This window comes from Azospirillum sp. CT11-132 (assembly GCF_047302835.1).
GTDB lineage: Bacteria > Pseudomonadota > Alphaproteobacteria > Azospirillales > Azospirillaceae > Azospirillum.
The window spans coordinates 854,442-877,204 of sequence record NZ_JBGLZA010000003.1; the positions used below are offsets into that span (position 1 = coordinate 854,442).

Genomic DNA, 22,763 nt, shown 5'->3' on the forward strand with positions numbered 1-22,763 from the left:
TCGAACCCCTACAGCCTGAGGCGCGGGAAAGCGCAACGCAATAAGGCGAATCGCTGGCGCGACCGTTCGCCGCGCCATCAGCGGCTGCGCTGCAACCCGGCCGTCACACCGACCGCGATCAGGATCAGCAGCCCGACGAAGGCGGCGACCCCGGTCCAGCCGAAGCCGTGCCAGAACAGCCCGCCCAGCGTTCCGGCGACCGTGGACCCCAGATAGTAGCAGAACAGATAGATCGATGAGGCCTGCCCGCGCGCCACCGCCGCCCGCCGGCCGATCCAGGCCGAGACAATGGAATGGGCACCGAAGAAGGCGAAGGTGAACAGTGCGATGCCGGGGGCGATGGCGAACAGGCTGTCGATCTCCATCATTGCCAGTCCAACGACCATCAGCGCCACCGCCGCCGCCAGCGTGCGGTTCGATCCGAATCGACCCGACCAGCCGCCGAACAGAGGTGAGCTGACCACGCCGAAGCTGTAGACCAGGAACACCGCACCGACGATGGCCGGCCGCAGCTCGAACGGCGGTTCACTCAGGCGAAAGCCGATATAGTTGAAGACGGTGACGAAGCCGCCCATCAGCAGGAAGCCGAGCGAGAACAGACCGAGCAGCGCCGGGTCGGTCAGCAACCCGCGCCACGCCCGCACCAGCGCCGGCAGCCCGGCGGCGCGGCGGACGAAATGGCGCGACGGCGGCAGGGCGAGCCAGACGGTGACGGCCGCCGCCACCGCTAGCGCTCCGACCACCCCCACCGCCAGCCTCCAGGTTCCGAGATCGGTGACGACGGCGGTCAGCACCCGGCCGGACATGCCGCCGATGGCGGTTCCGCCGATATAGAGCCCCATGGCGACGCCGGCCGATTTCGGATCGACCTCTTCGGAGACATAGGCCATCGCCACCGCCGGCAGGCCGCTCAAGGCCAACCCCTCCAGCGCCCGCACCGCGAGGAATCCGTGCCAGCCCGGCATCAGCGCGCCGATGATCCCGAGGATGCCGGCGCCGAGCAATGCCGCCACCATCACCGGCTTGCGCCCGATCCCGTCGGAGATGGCGCCCGCCACCAGCAGCGCCACAGCCAGCACGCCGGTGGTCAGCGACAGCGACAGGCTGGACTCGGCCGGCGTCACCCCGAACTCCTGCACGAACTCCGGCAGCAGCGGCTGGACGCAGTAAAGCGTGGCGAAGGTGGAGAAGCCGGCGACGAACAGGATACGGCTGGCACGGCGATAGGCGGGGGTGCCGGCCTGCAGATAGGCGACCTCTGCATTGGTCTCAGCACCGGTCTCGATCTCGTCGCGCACGCGCTCGGCTCCGTTTTTCTGACATTGGCGCCGTCCACTGCGGCGCACAACAGACATTGCCCCGCCGCACCCGTCGGTTCCAACAACAGCCGGGGCGCAGCCGCCATGCCGTTTGCGCAGATCCATATGGACCGTGTGGATGGACGGGCTTGCACTGGACCTTGGCGGGGTCGCGCCGTATAACCAATCCCCCACACAATTCGTTGATTGTTCGAGCCATGCACGACCTTCGCGCCATCCGTGAGAATCCCGAAGCCTTCGACCGCGGCCTTGGCCGCCGGGGATTGGCGCCGATGTCGTCCTCCGTGCTCGACCTCGACGGCCGCCGCCGCGCCGCGCAGACCCAGATGCAGGAAATGCAGGCCCGCCGGAACGAGGCGGCGAAGGAAATCGGCCTCGCCAAGCGCGAAGGCCGCGATGCCCAGCCGATCCTGGACGAAATGGCGACCCTGAAGGAGCGCCTGCCCCAGGTCGAGGAGGAGGAACGCGCGCTCGGCGCCGAACTCGACGCGCTCCTGGCCGGCCTGCCCAACATCCCGGCCGACGACGTGCCGGAGGGGCCGGACGAGACCGCCAACGTCGAGGTCCGCCGCTGGGGCACCCCGCCCGACATCGCGAACCCCAAGCAGCATTACGAGCTGGGCGAGGCGCTGGGCCTGATGGACTTCGAGGCGGCCGCCCGCATGTCCGGCGCCCGCTTCACCGTGCTGAAGGGCGGTCTGGCCCGGCTGGAACGCGCGCTCGCCGACTTCATGCTGGACATCCACACGTCGGAGCATGGCTTCACCGAGATCGCGCCGCCGCTGATGGTGCGCGACAACGCCCTGTTCGGCACCGGCCAGCTGCCGAAGTTCGAGGAGGATCTGTTCAAGACCACCTCGACCGACCATTACCTGATCCCGACCAGCGAGGTTCCGCTGACCAATCTGGTCAACGACCAGATCGTGGCGTCTGAGGAGCTGCCGCTGCGCTACACCGCGCTGACCCCCTGCTTCCGCGCCGAAGCCGGGTCGGCCGGGCGCGACACCCGCGGCATGATCCGCCAGCACCAGTTCTGGAAGGTGGAGATGGTCGCCATCACCACGCCGGAACAGTCGGAGGACGAGCACCAGCGCATGACCCGCTGCGCCGAAACGATCCTGGAACGGTTGGGTCTGCCCTACCGCACCATCGTTCTATGCACCGGCGACATGGGCTTCTCCTCGCGCAAGACCTATGACGTCGAGGTCTGGCTGCCCGGTCAGAACGCCTACCGCGAGATCTCCAGCATCTCCAATTGCGGAGATTTCCAGGCGCGGCGGATGAAAGCCCGTTGCAGGCCGAAGGGCGAGAAGCAAACTCAATTCGTGCACACCCTCAATGGATCGGGTGTGGCGGTCGGGCGCTGCCTGATCGCGGTGCTGGAGAACTACCAGCAGCCCGACGGTTCGATCCTGGTTCCCGAAGCGCTCCGTCCCTACATGCGCGGAGTGGAGAGGATTTCCATCTGATGTTCGACCTGCCGCTCGACCTGTCCCGGACACGCATCCTCGTCACCAATGACGACGGCATCCATGCGCAGGGATTGAAGGTCCTGGAAGCCATCGCGCGCGAACTGTCCGACGACGTCTGGGTCGTCGCGCCGGAGATGGAGCAGTCGGCGGCCAGCCATTCGCTGACCATCAACCGGCCGCTGCGCCTGCGCAAGCTGGACGAACGCCGCTTCACCGTCGATGGCACGCCGACCGACTGCGTGTTGCTGGCGGTCAACCATGTGATGAAGGACGCCCGTCCGACGCTGGTGCTGTCCGGCGTCAACCAGGGCTCCAACATCGGCGAGGACGTGACCTACTCCGGCACCATCGCCGCGGCGATGGAGGCGACCCTGCTGAACGTCCCCGCCATCGCCATGAGCCAGCATTACGAGCCGGGCCAGCCGATCGACTGGTCCGCCGCCGCCGCCCATGGCGCCGACGTGGTGCGCAAGGCCGTGACGGTGGCCTGGCCGAAGAACGTGCTGCTGAACGTCAACTTCCCGGCCCGCCCGGCGGCGGAGGTGACGGGCATTCAGGTGGTGCGCCACGGCAAGCGCAAGATCGGCGACGAGCTGTTGGAGCGTGTGGACCCGCGCGGCAAGCCCTATATCTGGATCGGCACCCTGCGCGGCGAGGCCGACGTGTCCGACGACACCGACATCCATGTCGTGTTCAACGGCGGCATCTCGGTGACGCCCGTCTATCTCGACCTCACCCACACGCCGACGCTGCAGACGTTGAGGCAGGCCTTCGTGTGACATACAACCCGCGCAAGATCCGCTTGCTGATGGCCCTTCGCGGGGCCGGAGTCACCGACACCAAGGTGTTGGCGGCCATCGAGCGGATCCCGCGCGAGCTGTTCGTCCCCGAGGCTTTCCAGGACCGGGCGTGGGAGGACACGGCGCTGCCGATCGACCTCGGCCAGACCATCAGCCAGCCGCTGGTGGTCGGGCTGATGACCCAGGCGCTGGAGCTGCAGCCGCGGCATCTTGTCCTGGAGGTCGGCACCGGCTCCGGCTATCAGGCGGCGGTGCTGTCGCGGCTCTGCCGCCGGGTCTTCACCATCGAGCGGCTGAAACCGCTCCTGTGCGAGGCGGAGGCGCGTTTCAAGGCGCTCGACATCGGCAATATCACCACGCGGCTCGGCGACGGGACGCGGGGTTGGCCGGAGCAGGCGCCCTTCGCCCGTATACTGGTCACAGCCGCCGGTGGGCCTGAGCCGCCAAAAGACTTGACGGATCAACTCGCCGTTGGTGGTGTCTTGGTCATTCCGTTGGGGACCGATCACCGCGACCAGAGGGTCGTGCGTTTCCGGCGCTCCGAAGCTGGCCTTATCCGGGAGGACCTGTGGCCCGTCCGTTTCGTTCCGCTGCTGTCCGACCCGCCGCAACCGGTCCGTTCCGCATGAAATCCGCCATGCCCAAGCGCCTGCTGTCCGCCATGGTCCTGTCCACCGCCGTCCTGGCGCTCGGCGCCTGCGAACGGGTGGGCGGGCTCGCCCCCTTCACCACCGTCTCCGATGTGCCGGATTCGGCCGGCGGCGCCGTCACGGTGCAGAAGGGCGACAGCGCCTACAGCCTGTCGCGCCGGTACAATGTGCCCCTGCGCGACCTGATCGAGGCGAACAAGCTGGCGGCGCCCTACCGGCTGGAGGTCGGCCAGCGGCTGGTCCTGCCGACCTCGCGCCAGTACATCGTGCAGAAGGGCGACAGCCTTTACAGCATTTCCCGCATGTACAATGTCGACGTCAGCGAGCTGACGCGGCTGAACAACCTGACGCCGCCCTATGCCGTGAAGGTCGGCCAGCCCCTGCGTCTGCCGGGCGCCAACGACGGCAGCGGCACCATGGTGGCCTCCGGCGGCGCGGCGAGTGGCGGTGCCATCGCCCTGACGCCGCAGGGGACAGCGCCGGGCGGCACTCCCGCCGGGCATGGCTCGATCCAGTCGGCCGAACTGCCGCCGCCGGGTGCGTCCTCCCCGTCGGGCGGCATTTCGGCCACGCCGCTGCCGCCGCCGTCGAAGCCAGGCGCCATGCCGGAACCGTCCGCCCAGCAGACGCCCACCGCGCCGGCCGCCCAGGGTGACACGACCTATCAGCCGGGGCAGGCGCCGACGATGCTGCGCCCGCCCGGCAGCAAGCCGGCTCCGACGCCGATCCCCGCCCCGGCCCCGGCGGCAACCACGCCGCCACCGGCTGCCGCTCCCCAGCAGGAGGTGGCCACCGCCGCGCCGCCGCCCAAGCCGGAGCCGAAGGCCGAAGTCGGCGCTCCGCCGCCGCGCGGCAGCGCCCGCTTCCTGTGGCCGGTGAAGGGCAAGCTGATCTCCGGCTTCGGGCCGAAGCCCGACGGGCTGCACAATGACGGCCTGAACATCGCGGCGCCAAAGGGCACGGCGGTGGTCGCCGCCGACAACGGCGTGGTCGCATACGCCGGCAACGAGCTGCGCGGCTTCGGCAACCTGCTGCTGCTGAAGCATTCCGACGGCTGGATCACCGCCTATGCCCATCTCGACAAGATCGAGGTGGAACGCGGCGCGACGGTGAAGCGGGGGCAGGTGATCGCCCGGGTCGGCCAGACCGGCGGCGTGTCTTCGCCCCAGCTGCATTTCGAACTGCGCAAGGGCAGCCAGGCCGTCGACCCGAGCGATCAGATGGACCGCAAGGTCAGCGAAGGGGCTGCCCGAGGCGACCGGCCAGGTCCTGGATGAACTGCCAGGCCACCCGGCCCGACCGGCTTCCGCGCGTGACCGACCATTCCACGGCCTCCGCGCGCAGCCGGTCCGCCGGGATGTCCAGTCCGAAATGGCGGACATAGCCCTCGATCATCGCGAAGTAGGTATCCTGGTCGCAGTTGTGGAAGCCCAGCCACAGCCCGAAGCGGTCGGACAGCGATACCTTCTCCTCCACCGCCTCCGCCGGGTTGATGGCGGTCGACCGCTCGTTCTCGATCATGTCGCGCGGCATCAGGTGGCGGCGGTTGGAGGTGGCGTAGAACACCACATTGTCCGGCCGTCCCTCGATGCCGCCGTCCAGTACTGCCTTCAGCGACTTGTAATGGGCGTCGTCATGGTCGAAGGACAGGTCGTCGCAGAACAGGATGAAGCGCCGCGCCTCTCCCTTCAGGCGGGTCAGCAGGCGGGGCAGGGTGGGGATGTCCTCCCGGTGGATTTCCACCAGCGCCAGCTCGCCCGGCCGCTCCAGGCAGATGGCGGCGTGGGCCGCCTTGACCAGCGAGCTTTTGCCGGTGCCGCGCGCCCCCCACAGCAGGGCGTTGTTGGCCGGCAGCCCGGCGGCGAAGCGGCGGGTGTTGTCCAGCAGGATTTCCCGCTGCCGCTCGATCCCCTGCAGAAGCATGATGTCGACGCGGTTGACCACCGGCACCGCTTCGAGCCGGTCCGGATCGGGATGCCAGACGAAGGCGTCCGCCGCGCCGAAGTCCAGCGGCCGGTCGGGCGGCGGGGCCAGACGCTCCAGCGCCTCGGCGATGCGGGTCAGCAGGGGGAGAAGCGACTGATCTGCACCAGCGCCCATGCCTGAGCTATTGACGGATTGCGACATAATTTTCCGGATATTTTTTCAGGATGTTCCATGGAAAGTGGGCGCCCGCGCAGCCATCTTTCCGACGCCTTCGCACGGTAACACAGCAGGGCAAGCACACAAGCTGTGGCCGCCCTGCGGATTGTGGCGCATCACCATTGCATCCCAGTCATGGGCGGCTATAGTCGCGGCGTCCCGGCGGAACGCCGATTGGGTGCCGAGACCAAACCTGTAAGGAGCTTCCAGATGTTCGTTTCGACGGCTTATGCACAGACGGCGGCCCCGGCTGGCGGCGGCGGTGACATGCTCGTCCAGTTTCTGCCGCTGATCCTGATCTTCGTCGTCTTCTACTTCCTGCTGATCCGTCCGCAGCAGAAGAAGATGAAGGAGCATAAGACCATGCTGTCGGCCATCCGCCGCGGCGACCGCGTCGTGACCGGCGGCGGCATCATCGGCACCGTCACCAAGGTCGGCACCGACGACGAGATCACCGTCGAGATCGCGGAGAACGTGCGTGTGCGCTGCCTGCGCTCCACCGTGAACCTCGTGCTCGCCAAGACCGAGCCGGCCGGCAAGTCCGGCGGCGACGCCACCACCCCGGCCACCGAGGGCGAGGCCAAGCCGGCTGACACCACCGCCGCCGGCGGGATCGGCAAGCTGTTCGGCCGCAAGTAAGCCGCAGCCGGGCCCCTCTTCCGCGGGTCGGCCCGAAGGCGCTTCCCGTCCGGCCCGGCCGTCGTCCGCCCGCAAGCGGCGGACCGGTCGCCCGGACCGGGTGTCTGATCGGATTCGAGTGACGCATGCTCTATTTTTCGCGCTGGAAGATTTACCTGATCCTGGCGACCTGCATCGCCGGCTTCATCCTGATGCTGCCCAACTTCCTGGGCCGCGACACGCTGGCGGCGCTGCCGTCCTGGTATGCCAACACCCGGGTGTCATTGGGTCTCGACCTGCGCGGCGGATCGCATCTGTTGCTTGAAGTCGACATGGCCACCGTCATCCGCGACCGGGTGGAAGGTCTGGTCGATGGCGCCCGGCAGCAACTGCGCACCGCCAACATCGGCTACACCGCGCTGAACGCCGGCGAGCGCGCCGTGACCGTCCAGCTGCGCGACCCGGCCCAGGCCGAAGAGGCGGTGAAGGCCCTGCGCCAGCTCTCCAGCCCGGTGGGCCGCACGGCGCTTGGCGGTGGGCAGCCGGACTTGGACGTGACCGTCAACGGCAGCACGGTGACCGTGGCGCTGAGCGAGGTCGCGCTGCGCGACCGCGCCACCCAGGCCATCGAACAGTCGATCGAGATCGTCCGCCGCCGCATCGACGAGACCGGCGTGAACGAGCCGACGATCGCCCGCCAGGGCAACGACCGCATCCTGGTCCAGCTGCCCGGCGTGGAAGACCCTGACCGCATCAAGCGGCTGCTGGGCACCACCGCCAAGATGACCTTCCGGCTGGTCGACGTGAACGCCGACCCCAGCACCGGCCGCGCCCCTCCGGGGTCGGAGATCCTGCCGTCGGCCGAAGGCGACCGCTACCAGTCCAAATACGTCATCCGCAAGAAGGTCGAGGTCGACGGCGCCACGCTGCAGAACGCATCGGCCGGCACCAACCCGCAGACCGGCGAATGGGTGGTGAATTTCGAATTCAACACGGCGGGCGCCAACCGCTTCGCCGAGGTGACCAAGCAGAATGTCGGCCGGCCCTTCGCCATCGTGCTCGACAACAAGGTCATCAGCGCCCCCGTCATCCGCGAGCCGATCACCGGCGGCCGCGGCCAGATCAGCGGCAACTTCACCGCTGCCAACGCCAACGACCTCGCCGTCCTGCTGCGCGCCGGCGCCCTGCCGGCCCCGCTGAAGGTGATCGAGGAGCGGACCGTCGGGCCCGACCTGGGCGCCGATTCGATCCGCGCCGGCCTGACCGCCGTCGTCGTCGGCTTCCTGATGGTCTGCGTCTACATGATCGCCTGCTACGGGCTGTTCGGTGCCTTCGCCTGCTTCGCCCTGCTCGTCAACATCGTGCTGACCATCGCGGCGCTGTCGCTGCTTCACGCCACGCTGACGCTGCCGGGCATCGCCGGCATCCTGCTGACGCTGGGTCTGGCGGTCGACGCCAACATCCTGATCAACGAGCGCATCCGCGAAGAGACGAAGAAGGGCCGCGGGGTCTTCGCCTCGATGGAGGCCGGTTTCAGTCGCGCCTACAGCACCATCGTCGACTCCAACCTGACGACGGCCATCAAGATGGCGCTGCTGTTCGTCTTCGGCACCGGCACCATCAAGGGCTTCGCCGTCACCATCACCTTCGGCATCCTCATCTCCATGTTCACCGCCACGGTGCTCGTGCGCCTGATGATGGTGACCTGGCTGCGCCGGACGCGTCCGGCCGCGTTGCCGGTCTGAGAGGTCTTACGATGTTCCATCTCCGCCTCGTCCCCGACAACACCAAGATCCCGTTCATGAACGGCCGCATCGCCGGCCTCGTCGTGTCGGCGATCCTGTCCATCGCGTCCGTCATCCTGTTCTTCCACCCCGGCCTGAATTACGGCATCGACTTCCGTGGCGGCATCGTCATCGAAGCCCGTACGCCCCAGGCCGCCGACTTCGCCTCGCTGCGCCATACCCTGTCCGGCCTTGGCATGGGGCAGGTGGCGTTGCAGGAGTTCGGATCGACGCAGGATGTGCTGATCCGCCTGGAACGCCAGCCCGGCGACGATGCCGCCCAGCAGGTGGCCGCCGACAAGGTGCGCAACACGCTGGCGCAGGCGATCCCCGGCACCCAGGTCCGCCGTGTCGAAGCGGTCGGCGCGTCGGTCAGCGGCGAACTGTTCGCCAACGGCATGCTGGCGCTGGGCCTCGCCATGCTGGCGATGCTGGTCTACATCTGGTTCCGCTTCGAATGGCAGTTCGGCTTCGGCGCGGTGGTGACGCTGATCCTCGACATCACCAAGATCGTCGGCTTCTACGCCATCACCGACATCCAGTTCAACCTGACGGCCGTGGCGGCGATCCTGACCGTCATGGGGTATTCGGTGAACGACAAGGTGGTGGTCTATGACCGCATGCGCGAGAATCTTCGCATCTACAAGAAGATGCCGCTGCGCGACCTGATCGACATGTCGATCAACGAGACGCTGAACCGCACCGTCGGCACCTCCGTCTGCACCCTGCTGTCGATCATTCCGCTGGCGCTGTTCGGCGGCGAGGCGCTGCAGGACTTCGGCATCGTGCTGATCTTCGGCGTTATCCTTGCGACCAGCTCGTCGGTTTTCATCGCCGCCCCCATCTTGCTGTTCCTTGGCGAGAACCGCCTGCGGCGCGGTACACCCGATGCCGCCTCGGCGGGCAACACCCCGGCGACCACGCCGTAACGCCGGACGTTTGGGGAAGGAGAGGGCAGCATGGCCGACATCATGCCGATGATCCCGTCTGACCGTCAGGTCATCGACGGCTATGGTCCGGGACAGTTCTGCATTTCCGGCCAGTGGCGCGTCGGCGCGGTGATCGTCCTGCCCGACCGCACCCTGGCATGGGAGGCGTCCGACGCCGCCTCCCTGTCGGTGGGCCACTTCACCCCCGTGCTGGAGGCGGAGCCGAAGGTGGAAATCCTTCTGCTCGGCACAGGCCCCACCATGCGGATGATCCCGAAGGACCTGCGCCTCGGCCTGCGCGAACAGGGCGTGGTGGTGGAGCTGATGGACAGCCGGGCGGTCTGCCGCACCTACAACGTCCTGCTGGCCGAAGGCCGGCGGGTCGCGGCGGCGATGCTGCCGGTTTAGCAACCATTGAAACTCTAGCATCTGGACACTAAGGTAAGGATGTTCCTTACCTTGGTGCCCCATGATCACCAGCAAGCTGACCAGCAAGGCCCAGACGACGATTCCGCAGCCGGTACGGGCTGCATTGGGTCTGCACGAGGGCGACGAGATCGCCTATCGCATCGAAGACGGCCGCGTCATCCTGACCCGAGCCACGCCGGCTGCGGTCGACGACCCGTTCCGCTGCTTTACGGAATGGGACAGCGAAGCGGATCGGCAGGCTTATGCCGACCTTTGAAATCTGGAACGTCGTCAAGGTCCCATTCCCCTACGCCGACCGTCCAGTTCGCCAGCGTCGACCGGCATTGGTCGTGGCTTGCGGTGATCTGCAGACAAATCACAGCCTGCTATGGGTCCTGATGATCACCAGCGCCGAAAACCGGGGCTGGCCGTCGGATGTGCCTGTCGGCGACCTTGAAACGGCAGGACTTCCAGCCTCCTCGGTCGTGCGTACGGCGAAGGTTGCCGTGATCGACGCGCGTGATGCGGAACTGCTCGGCTCGCTTGCCGCGGCGGATCGCGGGGCTGTCAGCCGGCAGGTGGGCCGCCATCTTGCAGAGATACTGAAGGCGGGCAGGGACGCTTGACCTTGGAAACGACAAAGGCGCCCTTTCGGGCGCCTTTGCGTTTTCAACCCTCGACGGGAAAATTACGCAGCCAGCTGCTCGGCGGCGAAGTCCCAGTTGGCGAGGTTGTCGATGACCGCCTTCACGAAATCGGCGCGGCGGTTCTGGAAATCGACGTAGTAGGCATGCTCCCACACGTCGATGGTGAACAGCGGCTTCTGGCCGTGCGCCAGCGGGGTGTCGGCGTTGCCGGTCTTGCCGACCTTCAGCTTGCCGCCGTCCAGGTACAGCCAGGCCCAGCCCGAGCCGAACTGGGTCAGGGCGGCCTGGGTCAGCTCTTCCTTGAACTTCTCGACGCTGCCGAAGTCGGCGACGATGCGCTGCTCCAGGGCCGCCGGCATCTTGCCGCCGTCCTTCTTCAGGCACTGCCAGAAGAAGGTGTGGTTCCACACCTGGGCGGCGTTGTTGAAGATGCCGACCTTGGACGCGTCGCCGGCGGAAGCCTTGATGACCTCCTCCAGGCTGGCGTTGGCCAGCGGGGTGTCCTTGGTCAGGTTGTTCAGGTTGGTGACGTAGGTCTGGTGGTGCTTGTCATGGTGCAGGTGCAGGGTCTCCGACGAGATGTACGGAGCCAGAGCGTCGTACGCATACGGAAGCGGCGGAAGTTCGAACGCCATTTGATTTACCCTCTCTTCTTTGATTGTCCTTCCGGGCCGGGCCTTGCGAGCACGGCACCTCCGTCCGTCCAAATAGGCCGATGACGGAAGCTTGTGAAGGCCGGAAACGGTCCCGACCGTCGTATAGGGTTATTTCCATTCGATAAAGTGGCATCGGCAGCCCGGTTTCCCGAGCGCACGGCAGCCTCCAACGTGGCAGGAAGCCCCGTTTCCGTCCAGTCGCCGGCCAGCGTCAGGTTGCTCCAGCGGGTGCGGGCGCCCGGACGGCGCGCGACCGATTCGGGCGACTGCTCCGGCGTCGCCCGCCGCTCTTTCACCACGCGGAAGGGCGGTGTCGCACCTCCGAGTCGCAGGTGCGGGGCGATCTCGGCCCACAGTCGGGCAGCGATCTCCTCGGCCGGCAGGTCGGCCAGCGTGTCGGCGTCACTGACGGTGACTGACAGCAGGTCGTCGCGGGCGAACAGCCATTCCGCGGTGCCGCCGACCAGCCCGACGAAGGGAAGGCCGCCCGGCAGCCGCACCGGCCCGTCCAGCCGGACATGCAGGTTGACGATGGCCGGTCCCGGCGGCGGCACGGTCAGCCCCGGCACCAGCCGCTCCGCCACCCAGGCCGGTGCGGCGAGAACCACGCTGTCGAGCGGACCGAGCGCTACCGCACTGCCGCCGGCGGAAAAGCCGGTCACGCGGTCCTCGTCGAAGGTCAGCCCCTCCACCCGCGCGCCCAGATGCAGCGCCGCACCGGCGGCCCGCAGCCGTGCCAGCACCGGATCGACGAAGGCGGCGGACAGGCCACGCGGAGCCAGCACCGGCCGGCAGGCCGCCTCGCCACGCAACAGCGTCTCGCGCAGCACGGCGCCGAACAGACGGGCGGAGACGCGCTCCACCGGCCCATTGAGCGCGGAGACCGCCAGCGGGCGCCACAGCGGCTCGAACAGCATTCCGTTGGGTGACAGGCAATCGGCGACCGACTGCCCCCGCCGGGCGGTCAGGCAACGGAGGGATGCCAGATAGTCTCGCGGCCGGCTGCCGGGCACCCGGCGGGCCGGGTCGAATAACCACAGCCCGCCAGGGCGAAGCGTCCAACTGGCGCCGTCGCGCAGGTCGAGGAAGGGAAAGGCCGCCGGCCGCAACTCTTCCAGTGCATCGCTACCGCCGGTCCGCTTCGCATAGTTGAGAAGCTCCCGATTGCCGCTGAGCACCATATGGTTGCCGTTGTCGATCGACCGGCCGAGCGTGGCGTCGTGAAAGCTGCGGCAACGCCCACCGGCCTGCGGAGCCTGCTCATAGACCGCGACACGCCGACCGGCCTCCGCCAGCCGGACGGCGGCGGCCAACCCGGCCAGCCCGGCGCCGATCACATGGACGATGCCCGCCTCGCTCATCAGGCGGCCGGGGGGAAGCCGAGCATGCAGCGCACCGCCACCCAGGCGCTTTCACGCCGGCCGACCCGGACACGCGCGTTCAGGTCGCGCCAGCCGGCGGCACGCAGGCGTCTCAGCAGCCGGTGATACAGCACCATCATGGCGGTGGCCGCCCACAGCGAACCCCGCGCATGACCTGCGATGGCGGAGCGCGCTTCGGCGAAGCGGGCCTCGGCCAGTTCGGCCAGCGCCTCGCAGGCGCGGGGCAGGGCGGGATGGGCCAGGACCTCGTCCGGGCGGTCGCTGTCGATGCCGGCGGCCAGCAGAAGTTCCCGCGGCAGGTAGAGCCGGTCCAATTCGGCATCCTCGGCCAGATCACGAAGGATGTTGGTCAGCTGCAGGGCCTCGCCCAATGCCAGGGCGAAGCGTTCCGTTGCCGGATCGGCGCGGTCGAACACGCGGATCGCCAGCATGCCGACGGCACCGGCGACCCTGCGGCAATAGAGCCGGAACGTATCGAGGTCGGGCGCCCGCATGCCGCCGGAACCGGGCGCCTCGCCAGCGACATCCATCGCCATGCCGTCGATCAGGGCCTCCAGCTCCGCCCGTGGCAGGCCGTACCGCTCGATCGCGCCCTTCAGTGCCGCGGTCAGCGGGCCGCCGGGAGCCCTGCCGACATAGAGATCGCGGATGTCGCACCGCCAGACGTCCAACGCCGCCCGTTTGGCGGCGGGCTCGCCCGGTTCGTCGGCGATGTCGTCGATGCGGCGGCAGAAGGCATAGATCGCGAACATCGCCGCCCGCTTGGACGCGGGCAGCAGACGCATCGGCCAGTAGAAGGTGCTGCCCGATTTCGCGGTGACGCTGGTCGCCGTATCGGGTGACTTGTCGTCCGGCAACGTCGTGGATACCGGTTCCAGCGGGGCCGTCTCCAGCGGCGGAGGGGTCATCTGTAGCATCCTGGGCATTGCCCGTCCTGACGTGCCTTTTGGCGCACGTCGCGACGTGTGGCCCAGGAGTTTATGCGGCGGAGAAGCTCCGCGCCAGCCCCCGCGCCACGGCGGCCAGCTTGTGATGGGCGCCCAGGGTAACCCGCGCCTTCATCGGGTCACGCGCTTTAAGCCGCCGCGACAGCGATTCGGCGAGGCTGAGGATCACCGCCGCCTCCATCCGCAGGCCACGGTGCTGGATCAGGCCGGGCAGGGCGGCAGCACGCTCCAGCAGCCGGTCGGTATGCTCCAGCGCCTGATCGAAGATGGCGCGCAGGCGGGCGTCGCTCTCGACCTCCACCAAGCGTTCGACGCTGATTCCCGCCTCGTCGAACCAGCCCAGCGGGATGTAGCAGCGGCCGAGCTGGGTCCAGTCCTCCCGCGCGTCCTGCAGATGGTTCAGTACCTGCAGCGCGGAGCACAGCGCGTCCGACGCCGGCCCGGCGGCCACGCCCTCGCCATGCAGATCCAGCAGATAGCGGCCGACTGGGTTGGCGGAGAAGCGGCAGTAGAGCAGCAGGTCGCTCCAGCTGTGGCAGCGGGCACCGACGGAGTCGCGGCGGAAAGCGCGCAGGATCTGGCGGGCATGGCGGTCGCTGACGCCGGTCTTCTGCAGGCTCTCGCGCAGCTCGGTGGCCGGCTTCAGATAAGCGTGCTTGGCTTGGCCGGAGGTCAGCGCCCGTTCCAGCGCCTCCAGATAGGCCAGCTTGGTCTCCGGCTCGAGATCCGGATCGTCGGCGATATCGTCGGCCAGACGCACGAAGCGGTAGAAAGCGATCACATGGGGACGCAGGTGCTTCGGAATCAGGCGGGAGGCGACCGGGAAATTCTCACCCGTCTCGTCCTTGCGGGCGACCGGGCCGGTCTTGCGGGGTTTCGTCGGGGCGATGTTGAAATCCGTCATGGGATCCCTGCCTGCTGCGCGTCGGGGCTGGCGGTGCGACCGTGTGTGCTTCATATAGGCGTAGCAACTGGCTTTGGCCCGTCCTTCCATCGCTCCTCCCCTCTTTTTCCAATCGAGCATCACATGGTGAAGGCTGCGACCGACCTGTCCTATTGCGGACGGGAGGTTCGGAAATATGACAACGACCACTTTCTGGCAGGTTTGTTTACCCCAGCCGACAGGCGGGAGGCGACTTTTGCGCTCTACGCCTTCAACCTGGAGATCGCGAAGACGCGCGAGGTGGTCAGCGAACCGATCCTGGGCCAGATGCGGCTGCAATTCTGGCGCGACGGCATCGAAGCCGTCTATGAGGATGGACCCGTACCGCGCCACGAGGTGATGGAGCCGCTGGCCCAGGCCGCGCGCGGACTGGGGCTGAGCCGTGCCCTGTTCGACAAGTTGATCGACGCGCGCGAAGCTGATCTGGACGACACCCCGCCGGCCGACCTGACCTGTCTCGTCAATTATGCCGAGGTGACGGGGGCGCCGCTGGTCCAGTTGGCCTTGGAGATCGTTGGCGTGCGGGATGTCGCGGCAATGACGGCCGCGCGTCATGTCGGCATCGCCTATGCCCTCTCGGGCATTCTGCGCGCGGTTCCCTTCCTCGCCCGCCAGCACCGGCAGCGTCTGCCGGACGACCTGATGCAGCGGCATGGCGCCGGCAGCGAGGATCTGTTCGCCGGCCGCTCGACGCCGCAGCTGCGGCCGGTGGTGGGGGAGATCGCCGAGGTCGCCCGCAAGCATCTGGCCGAGGCCCGCGCCCTGCGCCGCGAGGTGCCCAAGGCCGCGGTTCCGGCGCTGCTGCCGGCGACGCTGGCCGACCTGCATCTGGGCGTGATCGCGCGGGAGGGCCACGACGTGTTCGCCCCGCGCGTGATGCTGGCCAACCCGTTCCGTCAGCTTCGGCTGGGCTGGGCGGCGATGCGCGGGCGCTACTGACGCCCGCGCTTCTGGTTGCCGGTCAGTCCTTCAGCCAGCCGTCGAGATCGGCCAGAGCCCGACGGGTGTAGGCAAGCTTGCGGTCGCGGCCCCGGATCTTGTCGTCCACCGGAGGGAACAGGCCGAAATTGACGTTCATCGGCTGGTAGGTCTCCGCCTCGGCTCCACCGGTGATGTGGCCGAGGATGGCGCCGAGCGCCGTGGTCACCGGCGGCGTGCTGATCTCCTGGCCCAGACGCTCCGCGGCGGCGAAGCGGCCGGCGAGCAGGCCGACGGCCGCACTCTCGACATAGCCCTCGCAGCCGGTGACCTGCCCGGCGAAGCGCAGGCGCGGCAGCGACTTCAGCCGCAGGGCGCCATCGAGGATGCGCGGGCTGTTCAGGAAGGTGTTCCGGTGCATGCCGCCCAGCCGCGCGAACTCGGCGTTCTCCAGGCCGGGGATCATGCGGAAGATGCGCGCCTGTTCGGCATGGCGCAGCTTGGTCTGGAAGCCGACGAGGTTGTACAGCGTGCCCAGCGCATTGTCCTGGCGCAGCTGGACCACCGCGTAGGGGCGGCGCTCCGGCTTGTGCGGGTTGGTCAGCCCGACCGGCTTCATCGGTCCGTAACGCAGGGTGTCGACGCCGCGCTCCGCCATCACCTCGATCGGCAGGCAGCCTTCGAAGTAGGGGGTGTTCTTCTCCCACTCCTTGAAGTCCAGTTTCTCGCCGGTGATCAGCGCGTCGATGAAGGCACGGTAGTCATCCTTCTCGAAGGCGCAGTTGATGTAGTCCTTGCCGGTGCCGCCGGGGCCGGGCTTGTCGTAGCGCGACTGGAACCACGCCTTCGACAGGTCGATGCTCTCCAGATAGACGATCGGGGCGATGGCGTCGAAGAAGGCCAGCGACTCCTCGCCGGTCTGGCTGCGCACCGCCTCGGCCAGGGCCGGGGAGGTGAGGGGGCCGGTGGCGACGATGACGCTGTCCCACTCCTCCGGCGGCAGGCCGGCGACCTCCTCGCGCTGGATGGTGATGAGGGGGTGGGTGGAGACGGCCTCCGTCACCGCATCGGCAAAGCCGTCGCGGTCCATGGCGAGCGCGCCGCCGGCCGGCACCTTGTGCGCATCGGCGCAGCGCAGGATCAGCGAGCCGCAGCGCCGCATCTCCTCATGCAGCAGTCCCACCGCATTGTATTCGGCATCGTCCGACCGGAAGGAGTTGGAGCAGACCAGCTCCGCCAGCTTGTCGGTGTCGTGGGCCTCGGTCTTGCGGACCGGCCGCATCTCGTGCAGCACGACGGGCACGCCGCGGGAGGCAAGCTGCCACGCGGCTTCCGAGCCGGCGAGACCGCCGCCGATGACATGGACGGGGCGAAGGGTGTCGGTCATTGGACTTTCCAGAACACTGTAGGAGCAGGCGGATCAGGGGCGGGTTATGGCGCTCTGCATCGCCGAGATCCAGGATTCAATGAGTGCGGCATGGGCAGGTAGGCGCGAAAACAGCTCGTTCGCCTTTTCTTCATCGTAGGTGTGAACCGTCAGATTACGGTCGTTCATCATTCTCATTGCCGCCTCAGCCTGCTCCTCAGTCAGAAAACCGGCAATCTGGCTTTCTCGGACCATGGCTTTCGGACTTGCCGAAGTGAGGTGTTCGGCTCCCATCTGGTCGTCGATCACCGACCTTGCAGCTTTCCAGGCCGTCTCGGTTGCCAAGGCGAAGCGCAGAATTGCGGAATCGCGAACGACATCATCAACGGGGCGGGCGAGGACCTCCTGAAAACGTGCCAGGGCTTGGCGTGCGTTGTCGAGCTTCCGGCTTACCTTGTCCATTCGATACCTTCCCGTTCGACCTCCTGCCGGACCTCCTGTCCAGCCGTCCGGAGATCCACCACATCGACGAAGTATGGAACAGTGCTCTCTTCCAACTCTTCGTTGATCTCGCCGATCAGACCGGGAGGAAGCGGTTCGAGCGGGTCGATGGCTACGTCGATGTCACTCCAGTGCCCTACGTCGCCGCGGGCACAGGAGCCGAACAGGTAGACGCGGGCTGGATGCCCCGCCAATTGCTCAAGGACTATGTGCTTCACGGCGTCGAGAGCGCGCAGGCGTACCGGGTTCATCATGACCGCAGTTTAACACAATTCAGAACAGGATACGGTCACAGGAAAAGGCCGGCCCCCGCAAAGAAGGCCGGCTGCAAGTCGATCAGGAGTCAGTCAGAACATCGAGCCAGAAACGTCAACCGGAGCGACGGCTCACTCGCTCTTCGTCGTCGTGCTGCGCTCGACGGTGGTCGAACCGGTGGGCGGCGGCGGCACGGCCGTCGAACCATAGCCGGGGCTGGTGGTCGTCGTGGTCGTCGTGCTGGTGGTGGATTTGTCAGACCCGCAGGCCGCCAGCAGGAGGGCCGCACCCACGGCGGCCCCCAAGCCGGTCAGAAGCGTCTTGCTCATGCCTCTCGTCTCCCATGCAATGCGAACTCTGCAGGGGAGAACGTGGCGCAGCTTGTGTTTGTTCACGCCCTCTTTCGGGTTGCCGATTTCCGCACCGCCGGCTTCGCCTTCAGGTAGGGGGCGAGGTAGCGTCCGGTATAGCTCCGCTCCACCTTTGCGACATCCTCCGGGGTGCCTTCGGCGACGATCTCGCCGCCGCCGGTGCCGCCCTCCGGACCCAGATCGATGATCCAGTCGGCGGTCTTGATGACCTCCAGATTGTGCTCGATCACCAGCACCGTGTTGCCCTGGTCGACCAGCGCATGCAGCACCTCCATCAGCTTTTCGACGTCGGCGAAATGCAGGCCGGTGGTCGGTTCGTCGAGGATGTACAGCGTGCGGCCGGTGGCGCGGCGGCTCAGTTCCTTGGACAGCTTGACGCGCTGCGCCTCGCCGCCCGACAAGGTCGTCGCCGCCTGCCCGATGTGGATGTAGCCGAGGCCGACGCGTTCCAGCGTATCCATCTTGTCGCGGATGCCGGGCACCGCCTTGAAGAACTCCTTGCCCTCCTCGACCGTCATATCCAGCACGTCGGCGATGGTCTTGTCGCGGTAGGTGACCTCCAGCGTCTCGCGGTTGTAGCGCTTGCCGTGGCAGACGTCGCAGGTGACGTAGACGTCGGGCAGGAAGTGCATCTCGATCTTGATGACGCCGTCGCCCTGGCAGGCCTCGCAACGCCCGCCCTTGACGTTGAAGGAGAATCGGCCGGGGCCGTAGCCGCGCGCCTTCGATTCCGGCAGGCCGGCGAACCAGTCGCGGATCGGCGTGAAGGCGCCGGTGTAGGTCGCGGGGTTGGAGCGCGGGGTGCGGCCGATCGGCGACTGGTCGATGTCGATGACCTTGTCCAGATGCTCCAGCCCCAGCACCGCGTCATGGTCCGCCGGATGCTCGCGGGCGCCCATCAGCTTGCGCGCAACCGCCTTGTAGAGCGTCTCGATGATCAGCGTCGACTTGCCGCCGCCCGACACGCCGGTCACGCACGTGAAGGTGCCGAGCGGAATCTTGGTCGAGACGTTCTGCAGATTGTTGGCTCGGGCGCCCTGCACCTCCAGGAACTGGCCGGGATGGCCGGGCCGGCGGGTGTCGGGCACGGGCACGAAGCGGGTGCCGTTCAGATACTGGGCGGTGATGCTGTTGGGGTTCTTCTGAACCTCCTCCGGGCGGCCCTGGGCGATGACGGTCCCGCCATGCTGGCCGGCGCCGGGACCCATGTCGACCAGATAGTCGGCGCTGCGGATGGCGTCCTCGTCATGCTCGACGACGATAACGGTGTTGCCGATGTCGCGCAGACGCTTCAGCGTCTCCAGCAGCCGGTCGTTGTCGCGCTGGTGCAGGCCGATGGACGGTTCGTCCAGCACATAAAGCACGCCGGTCAGGCCGGAGCCGATCTGCGAGGCCAGCCGGATCCGCTGGCTCTCGCCGCCGGACAGCGTGCCGGACCCGCGGCTGAGCGTCAGATACTCAAGCCCGACGGCATTGAGGAATCCCAGCCGCTCGTTGATCTCCTTGAGGATGCGATAGGCGATCTCGCGGTCTTTGGGGCGCAGATGCTCGTTCAACTCGCTGAACCACGCACCGGCGCCGGCGATGGACAGTTCCGCCGCCTCCGAGATGTTGCGACCGCGGATCTTGACCGCCAGCGCCTCCGGCTTCAGCCGCGCGCCCTTGCAGACCTCGCAGGGCTGGGAGGACTGGTATTTCGACAGCTCGTCGCGCGTCCAGGCGCTGTCGGTCTCGCGATAGCGCCGTTCCAGATTGTTGACGATGCCCTCGAACGGCTTGTTGGTCTGGTAGCGCCGCAGCCCGTCGTCATAGGTCATGGTGATGGCCGAGCCGCCGGAGCCGAACAGGATGGTCTGGCGCACCTTTTCCGGCAGATCCTGCCAGGGCGTGGTCATCGACGCGCCGAAATGCTCGCAGATGCTTTCCAGCGTCTGGTCGTAATATTTCGAGGTCGATCCGGCCCACGGCGCGATGGCACCCTTGGCGAGCGTCAGCCGCTCGTCCGGCACCACCAGCATCGGGTCGAAATAGATCTTGCTGCCCAGCCCGTCGCAGGCCGGGCAGGCGCCGAACGGGTTGTTGAAGGAGAACAACCGCGGCTCGATCTCCGGAATGGTGAAGCCGCTGACCGGGCAGGCGAACTTCTGCGAGAAGACGGTCTGCTCGTTGGTCTCGGCATTCTCGACCCAGACGATGCCGTCGGCCAGCCCCAGCGCGGTTTCCAGCGAATCGGCCAGACGGTTGCCCAGCCCCTCGCGCACTACGATGCGGTCGACCACCACCTCGATGTCGTGCTTCAGCTTCTTGTTGAGCGCCGGCACCTCGTCGATCTCGTACATGGTGCCGTCGACCCGCACGCGCTGGAAGCCGCGCTTGCGCAGGTCCTGGATTTCCTTCTTGTACTCGCCCTTGCGGCCGCGGACGAAGGGGGCCAGCAGCAGCAGGCGCGTGCCCTCCGGCATCGCCATGATGCGGTCGACCATCTGGCTGACCGTCTGGCTTTCGATGGGCAAGCCGGTGGCCGGCGAATAGGGGATGCCGACCCGCGCCCACAAGAGGCGCATGTAGTCGTAGATCTCCGTCACCGTGCCGACGGTGGAGCGCGGATTCTTCGACGTCGTCTTCTGTTCGATGGAGATGGCCGGCGACAGCCCCTCGATCGAATCGACATCCGGCTTCTGCATCAGCTCCAGGAACTGGCGCGCGTAGGCCGACAGGCTCTCCACATAGCGCCGCTGCCCCTCGGCATAGATCGTGTCGAAGGCAAGCGACGACTTGCCCGATCCCGACAGGCCGGTGATGACGATCAGCTCGTCGCGCGGCAGATCCACATCGACGTTCTTCAGGTTATGTTCCCGCGCGCCGCGGACGCTGATGTACTTGTTCATGGAGTGTTCTTTTACCCGAAGCTTTTCCGGATGGAAAGCGGCAAGGCGCCGCGACGCATGACGAAAAACGGCCGGCCGAAAAGCGGTGCCCCTAAGGCCGGCCGGCTGACGATATATGCGCTGGGCGCGCCATTGCCACCGGCGCCCGGCGCGGGTCGGTCATGACCAGAAGGGCGGCACCGCGCGGAAGCGCTTCCACAGATCGGGCAGCGCCTTGCGCCGCTTGTCTGACTGGCGGTCGATCCAGGCGGCGACGGCAGCGGCCGTCTTCTGTTCCCCTCCCTTCAACGATCCCAGCATGCGGGCGCCGGTGATGGCGTCCTGCTCGGCGTCCAGCGCCGCCTGCAACGGTTCCAGCGCCGCGAAGAAGGGCAGGGTGGCGGCCTCCGGATACAGGCCGCGGAAGAAGTCGGCGGTGTAGCGCAGCGTGCGCAGCCGCCGGCGCAGCTTGTCGCGCGCCTTGGCATCCTCCGGCGGCTTCGCCGTCTTGCCGAGCTTCGCCATCCGCGCCGACAGCCAGCCGCCGGCCACCGTCGTGACCGGGGCCGACAGCGCGGCCCGGCGGTCGCCGTCGGCCTCCGACATCCAGCGGCCATGCTCCAGCCACGCGGCGAGCGCCAGGACCATGGTCGTGCAGCCCGGTGCCAGGATCGCCGCCATCGCTTCCCGCGCCGGTCCGGCACCCGCGGTCCGGGCGAGCGAGGCCAGCCGCTCCAACGCCGTGCGGTCGATGCCCGGCGCTGCCTTCGGATTGGCGAGAAGCGGGTCGATGACGCCGGACATCAGCACGTCCCACCCGCGCGCCGGCCCCAGCCGCTTGGCGAGCGCGCGGCTTTCCTCCACCAGCCGGTCGGCCTCGGGGGAGGCGACCAGCGGCGCGAAGAAGCGGTGGGCGATGCGCAGCCGCCGCAGCGCGACGCGCATGCGGTGCAGCCCCTCCACATCGCCGCCCGCAAGCGCGCAGGATTCGTTGGCGAGGAACTGGCGCAACGCCTGCCGCAGGATGTGCCGGTAGGCCTCGGCCACTGTGGTCAGCGGCGACAGGCCGAGCGGTTCGGCCTCCACCGGCCCCGGCGCCTTGCCGGTGACCAGCCGCAGCCCGGCCTCCGCCTTGCTTTCGGTGCCGATGCGCATGGGGATGGCGGCTTGCAGGGTCAGCGCCAGATCGAACAGGCTGGCGACCTTGCCGGCCTTCAGCTCCAGTTCCACCTCGCCGACCGGCAGAGAGTTGCCGCCGGCATAAATGGCGCCGTCATCCACCGCCAGCTCGACCGCCGTCAGCGTATCGGGGCGCAGCAGCAGGGTGGTGCGGCGGAAATCGGTGATGAACAGGCAGTCCAGCGCATCGAGTGCCGCCGCCGGAACCAGCCCGGCGACGCCGGGATCGCTCAGCACGCCGATATCCACCGCTTCGCCCGCGACGACCCATTCCCATTCCCGCCGCACCGCCACGGCGGCGGAATCGCCGGGGCTGGCGCTGTTCACGGTCTTCAGCGTCTGAATGAAGCGGTCGCCCTCCTGCCGCACGCGCAACGCCACGCCGTTCGCCGCCAGCTTCAGGTCGGGGGTGTCGAAATAGGCGGTGCGCAGCCGCTGCGTCGTCGCCGGCCCGTCGGCCAGCGCCAGCAGCCCCGGAAGGGAGGCAACCCGAGCCAGATCCGCCGATGCGGCATGGAGCTTCAGCTCCACCTCGCGGAAAGCGGCGGGGGTTGAGGGCTGCGCATCGGGAAGTACGGACGGGCTGACGGGCGGAATGGCGGGTGGCAA

General features: G+C 67.7%; 23 protein-coding genes. 11 read left to right on the forward strand and 12 right to left on the reverse strand.

Features of this window, described 5'->3' with window-relative positions:
- Nucleotides 1-77 precede the first annotated feature (77 nt).
- Entirely contained in the window at nt 78-1,298 is a 1,221-nt protein-coding gene (locus tag ACCD06_RS09785) for an MFS transporter (RefSeq protein WP_413340345.1), read from the reverse strand.
- 218 nt (nt 1,299-1,516) lie between these two features.
- On the opposite strand from ACCD06_RS09785, the gene serS reads away from it, so the two are divergent.
- Genes serS through ACCD06_RS09805 form a run of 4 tightly spaced genes read left to right on the forward strand, consistent with a single transcriptional unit; the run spans nt 1,517 to nt 5,518 of the window.
- Entirely contained in the window at nt 1,517-2,788 is a 1,272-nt protein-coding gene (gene serS, locus ACCD06_RS09790) for a serine--tRNA ligase (protein ID WP_413340347.1), read from the forward strand.
- Nucleotides 2,788-3,570: a 5'/3'-nucleotidase SurE gene (gene surE, locus ACCD06_RS09795; RefSeq protein ID WP_109075689.1), complete on the forward strand. Its 783-nt coding sequence runs from the start codon at nt 2,788-2,790 to the stop codon at nt 3,568-3,570. Before serS ends, surE begins: the two co-directional genes overlap by 1 nt.
- Complete coding sequence (locus ACCD06_RS09800) at nt 3,567-4,220, forward strand: protein-L-isoaspartate(D-aspartate) O-methyltransferase (RefSeq protein WP_109075688.1); 654 nt, start codon at nt 3,567-3,569, stop codon at nt 4,218-4,220. Before surE ends, ACCD06_RS09800 begins: the two co-directional genes overlap by 4 nt.
- Before the next feature lie 8 nt (nt 4,221-4,228).
- Nucleotides 4,229-5,518, forward strand: a complete 1,290-nt coding sequence (locus tag ACCD06_RS09805; RefSeq protein ID WP_413340350.1) for a peptidoglycan DD-metalloendopeptidase family protein — start codon at nt 4,229-4,231, stop codon at nt 5,516-5,518.
- On the opposite strand, the gene ACCD06_RS09810 is transcribed toward ACCD06_RS09805, so the two are convergent.
- Entirely contained in the window at nt 5,475-6,341 is an 867-nt protein-coding gene (locus ACCD06_RS09810; RefSeq protein ID WP_413340352.1) for an ATP-binding protein, read from the reverse strand. The genes ACCD06_RS09805 and ACCD06_RS09810 overlap by 44 nt on opposite strands.
- A gap of 252 nt (nt 6,342-6,593) precedes the next feature.
- Between ACCD06_RS09810 and yajC the strand changes: the two genes are divergently transcribed.
- The 6 genes from yajC (at nt 6,594) to ACCD06_RS09840 (ending at nt 10,748) form a co-directional block, all read left to right on the forward strand.
- A complete protein-coding gene (gene yajC, locus ACCD06_RS09815; RefSeq protein ID WP_109075685.1) occupies nt 6,594-7,022 on the forward strand; it encodes a preprotein translocase subunit YajC in 429 nt (142 codons plus the stop codon).
- A 125-nt stretch (nt 7,023-7,147) separates the two neighbouring features.
- Entirely contained in the window at nt 7,148-8,746 is a 1,599-nt protein-coding gene (gene secD / locus ACCD06_RS09820; RefSeq protein WP_109075684.1) for a protein translocase subunit SecD, read from the forward strand.
- A gap of 11 nt (nt 8,747-8,757) precedes the next feature.
- Nucleotides 8,758-9,714 carry a protein translocase subunit SecF gene (gene secF / locus ACCD06_RS09825; RefSeq protein WP_109075683.1) on the forward strand — a complete coding sequence of 319 codons (957 nt, stop codon included), beginning with the start codon at nt 8,758-8,760 and terminating at the stop codon, nt 9,712-9,714.
- Nucleotides 9,715-9,744: 30 nt separating this feature from the next.
- A complete protein-coding gene (locus ACCD06_RS09830; protein WP_109075682.1) occupies nt 9,745-10,122 on the forward strand; it encodes an Mth938-like domain-containing protein in 378 nt (125 codons plus the stop codon).
- Nucleotides 10,123-10,183: 61 nt separating this feature from the next.
- Complete coding sequence (locus ACCD06_RS09835; RefSeq protein WP_413340355.1) at nt 10,184-10,399, forward strand: AbrB/MazE/SpoVT family DNA-binding domain-containing protein; 216 nt, start codon at nt 10,184-10,186, stop codon at nt 10,397-10,399.
- Nucleotides 10,386-10,748 carry a type II toxin-antitoxin system PemK/MazF family toxin gene (locus tag ACCD06_RS09840; RefSeq protein WP_413340357.1) on the forward strand — a complete coding sequence of 121 codons (363 nt, stop codon included), beginning with the start codon at nt 10,386-10,388 and terminating at the stop codon, nt 10,746-10,748. The genes ACCD06_RS09835 and ACCD06_RS09840 overlap by 14 nt, the downstream gene beginning before the upstream one ends.
- A 62-nt stretch (nt 10,749-10,810) precedes the next feature.
- Here ACCD06_RS09840 and ACCD06_RS09845 read toward each other — a convergent pair whose 3' ends face one another.
- The 4 genes from ACCD06_RS09845 to ACCD06_RS09860 form a co-directional block, all read right to left on the reverse strand.
- Complete coding sequence (locus ACCD06_RS09845) at nt 10,811-11,404, reverse strand: superoxide dismutase (RefSeq protein ID WP_109075681.1); 594 nt, start codon at nt 11,402-11,404, stop codon at nt 10,811-10,813.
- A gap of 5 nt (nt 11,405-11,409) precedes the next feature.
- Nucleotides 11,410-12,786, reverse strand: a complete 1,377-nt coding sequence (gene hpnE / locus ACCD06_RS09850) for a hydroxysqualene dehydroxylase HpnE (protein ID WP_413340360.1) — start codon at nt 12,784-12,786, stop codon at nt 11,410-11,412.
- A complete protein-coding gene (gene hpnD / locus ACCD06_RS09855; RefSeq protein WP_413340362.1) occupies nt 12,786-13,715 on the reverse strand; it encodes a presqualene diphosphate synthase HpnD in 930 nt (309 codons plus the stop codon). The genes hpnE and hpnD overlap by 1 nt, the downstream gene beginning before the upstream one ends.
- A gap of 70 nt (nt 13,716-13,785) precedes the next feature.
- Entirely contained in the window at nt 13,786-14,658 is an 873-nt protein-coding gene (locus ACCD06_RS09860; RefSeq protein ID WP_109154610.1) for a squalene/phytoene synthase family protein, read from the reverse strand.
- A gap of 123 nt (nt 14,659-14,781) precedes the next feature.
- Here ACCD06_RS09860 and ACCD06_RS09865 point away from each other — a divergent pair, with 123 nt between their 5' ends.
- The gene (locus tag ACCD06_RS09865; RefSeq protein WP_413340364.1) at nt 14,782-15,636 is read left to right on the forward strand and encodes a phytoene/squalene synthase family protein; all 855 of its coding nucleotides are present in this window, start codon (nt 14,782-14,784) and stop codon (nt 15,634-15,636) included.
- A 22-nt stretch (nt 15,637-15,658) separates the two neighbouring features.
- On the opposite strand, the gene trmFO is transcribed toward ACCD06_RS09865, so the two are convergent.
- The 6 genes from trmFO to ACCD06_RS09895 form a co-directional block, all read right to left on the reverse strand.
- A complete protein-coding gene (trmFO, locus tag ACCD06_RS09870) occupies nt 15,659-17,002 on the reverse strand; it encodes a methylenetetrahydrofolate--tRNA-(uracil(54)-C(5))-methyltransferase (FADH(2)-oxidizing) TrmFO (RefSeq protein ID WP_413340367.1) in 1,344 nt (447 codons plus the stop codon).
- A gap of 33 nt (nt 17,003-17,035) precedes the next feature.
- A complete protein-coding gene (locus ACCD06_RS09875) occupies nt 17,036-17,443 on the reverse strand; it encodes a nucleotidyltransferase substrate binding protein (RefSeq protein ID WP_413340369.1) in 408 nt (135 codons plus the stop codon).
- Nucleotides 17,431-17,736, reverse strand: a complete 306-nt coding sequence (locus ACCD06_RS09880) for a nucleotidyltransferase family protein (protein WP_413340371.1) — start codon at nt 17,734-17,736, stop codon at nt 17,431-17,433. Before ACCD06_RS09880 ends, ACCD06_RS09875 begins: the two co-directional genes overlap by 13 nt.
- Before the next feature lie 132 nt (nt 17,737-17,868).
- Entirely contained in the window at nt 17,869-18,066 is a 198-nt protein-coding gene (locus ACCD06_RS09885) for a hypothetical protein (RefSeq protein WP_109075673.1), read from the reverse strand.
- Between the two features lie 62 nt (nt 18,067-18,128).
- The gene (gene uvrA, locus ACCD06_RS09890) at nt 18,129-20,996 is read right to left on the reverse strand and encodes an excinuclease ABC subunit UvrA (RefSeq protein WP_109075672.1); all 2,868 of its coding nucleotides are present in this window, start codon (nt 20,994-20,996) and stop codon (nt 18,129-18,131) included.
- Nucleotides 20,997-21,155: 159 nt separating this feature from the next.
- Nucleotides 21,156-22,763, reverse strand: coding sequence for a CYTH and CHAD domain-containing protein (locus ACCD06_RS09895; protein ID WP_109075671.1), 1,608 nt, complete (start codon nt 22,761-22,763; stop codon nt 21,156-21,158).

What these genes read in the sequence shown, in the direction of transcription:
- serS (WP_413340347.1), top strand. Translation starts at nt 1,517, where the DNA reads ATGCACGACCTTCGCGCCATCCGTGAGAATCCCGAAGCCTTCGACCGC.
- surE (WP_109075689.1), top strand. Translation starts at nt 2,788, where the DNA reads ATGTTCGACCTGCCGCTCGACCTGTCCCGGACACGCATCCTCGTCACC.
- ACCD06_RS09805 (WP_413340350.1), top strand. Translation starts at nt 4,229, where the DNA reads ATGCCCAAGCGCCTGCTGTCCGCCATGGTCCTGTCCACCGCCGTCCTG.
- ACCD06_RS09810 (WP_413340352.1), bottom strand. Translation starts at nt 6,341, where the DNA reads ATGGGCGCTGGTGCAGATCAGTCGCTTCTCCCCCTGCTGACCCGCATC.
- yajC (WP_109075685.1), top strand. Translation starts at nt 6,594, where the DNA reads ATGTTCGTTTCGACGGCTTATGCACAGACGGCGGCCCCGGCTGGCGGC.
- secD (WP_109075684.1), top strand. Translation starts at nt 7,148, where the DNA reads ATGCTCTATTTTTCGCGCTGGAAGATTTACCTGATCCTGGCGACCTGC.
- secF (WP_109075683.1), top strand. Translation starts at nt 8,758, where the DNA reads ATGTTCCATCTCCGCCTCGTCCCCGACAACACCAAGATCCCGTTCATG.
- ACCD06_RS09830 (WP_109075682.1), top strand. Translation starts at nt 9,745, where the DNA reads ATGGCCGACATCATGCCGATGATCCCGTCTGACCGTCAGGTCATCGAC.
- ACCD06_RS09835 (WP_413340355.1), top strand. Translation starts at nt 10,184, where the DNA reads ATGATCACCAGCAAGCTGACCAGCAAGGCCCAGACGACGATTCCGCAG.
- ACCD06_RS09840 (WP_413340357.1), top strand. Translation starts at nt 10,386, where the DNA reads ATGCCGACCTTTGAAATCTGGAACGTCGTCAAGGTCCCATTCCCCTAC.
- ACCD06_RS09845 (WP_109075681.1), bottom strand. Translation starts at nt 11,404, where the DNA reads ATGGCGTTCGAACTTCCGCCGCTTCCGTATGCGTACGACGCTCTGGCT.
- hpnE (WP_413340360.1), bottom strand. Translation starts at nt 12,786, where the DNA reads ATGAGCGAGGCGGGCATCGTCCATGTGATCGGCGCCGGGCTGGCCGGG.
- hpnD (WP_413340362.1), bottom strand. Translation starts at nt 13,715, where the DNA reads ATGACCCCTCCGCCGCTGGAGACGGCCCCGCTGGAACCGGTATCCACG.
- ACCD06_RS09860 (WP_109154610.1), bottom strand. Translation starts at nt 14,658, where the DNA reads ATGACGGATTTCAACATCGCCCCGACGAAACCCCGCAAGACCGGCCCG.
- ACCD06_RS09865 (WP_413340364.1), top strand. Translation starts at nt 14,782, where the DNA reads ATGGTGAAGGCTGCGACCGACCTGTCCTATTGCGGACGGGAGGTTCGG.
- trmFO (WP_413340367.1), bottom strand. Translation starts at nt 17,002, where the DNA reads ATGACCGACACCCTTCGCCCCGTCCATGTCATCGGCGGCGGTCTCGCC.
- ACCD06_RS09875 (WP_413340369.1), bottom strand. Translation starts at nt 17,443, where the DNA reads ATGGACAAGGTAAGCCGGAAGCTCGACAACGCACGCCAAGCCCTGGCA.
- ACCD06_RS09880 (WP_413340371.1), bottom strand. Translation starts at nt 17,736, where the DNA reads ATGATGAACCCGGTACGCCTGCGCGCTCTCGACGCCGTGAAGCACATA.
- ACCD06_RS09885 (WP_109075673.1), bottom strand. Translation starts at nt 18,066, where the DNA reads ATGAGCAAGACGCTTCTGACCGGCTTGGGGGCCGCCGTGGGTGCGGCC.
- uvrA (WP_109075672.1), bottom strand. Translation starts at nt 20,996, where the DNA reads ATGAACAAGTACATCAGCGTCCGCGGCGCGCGGGAACATAACCTGAAG.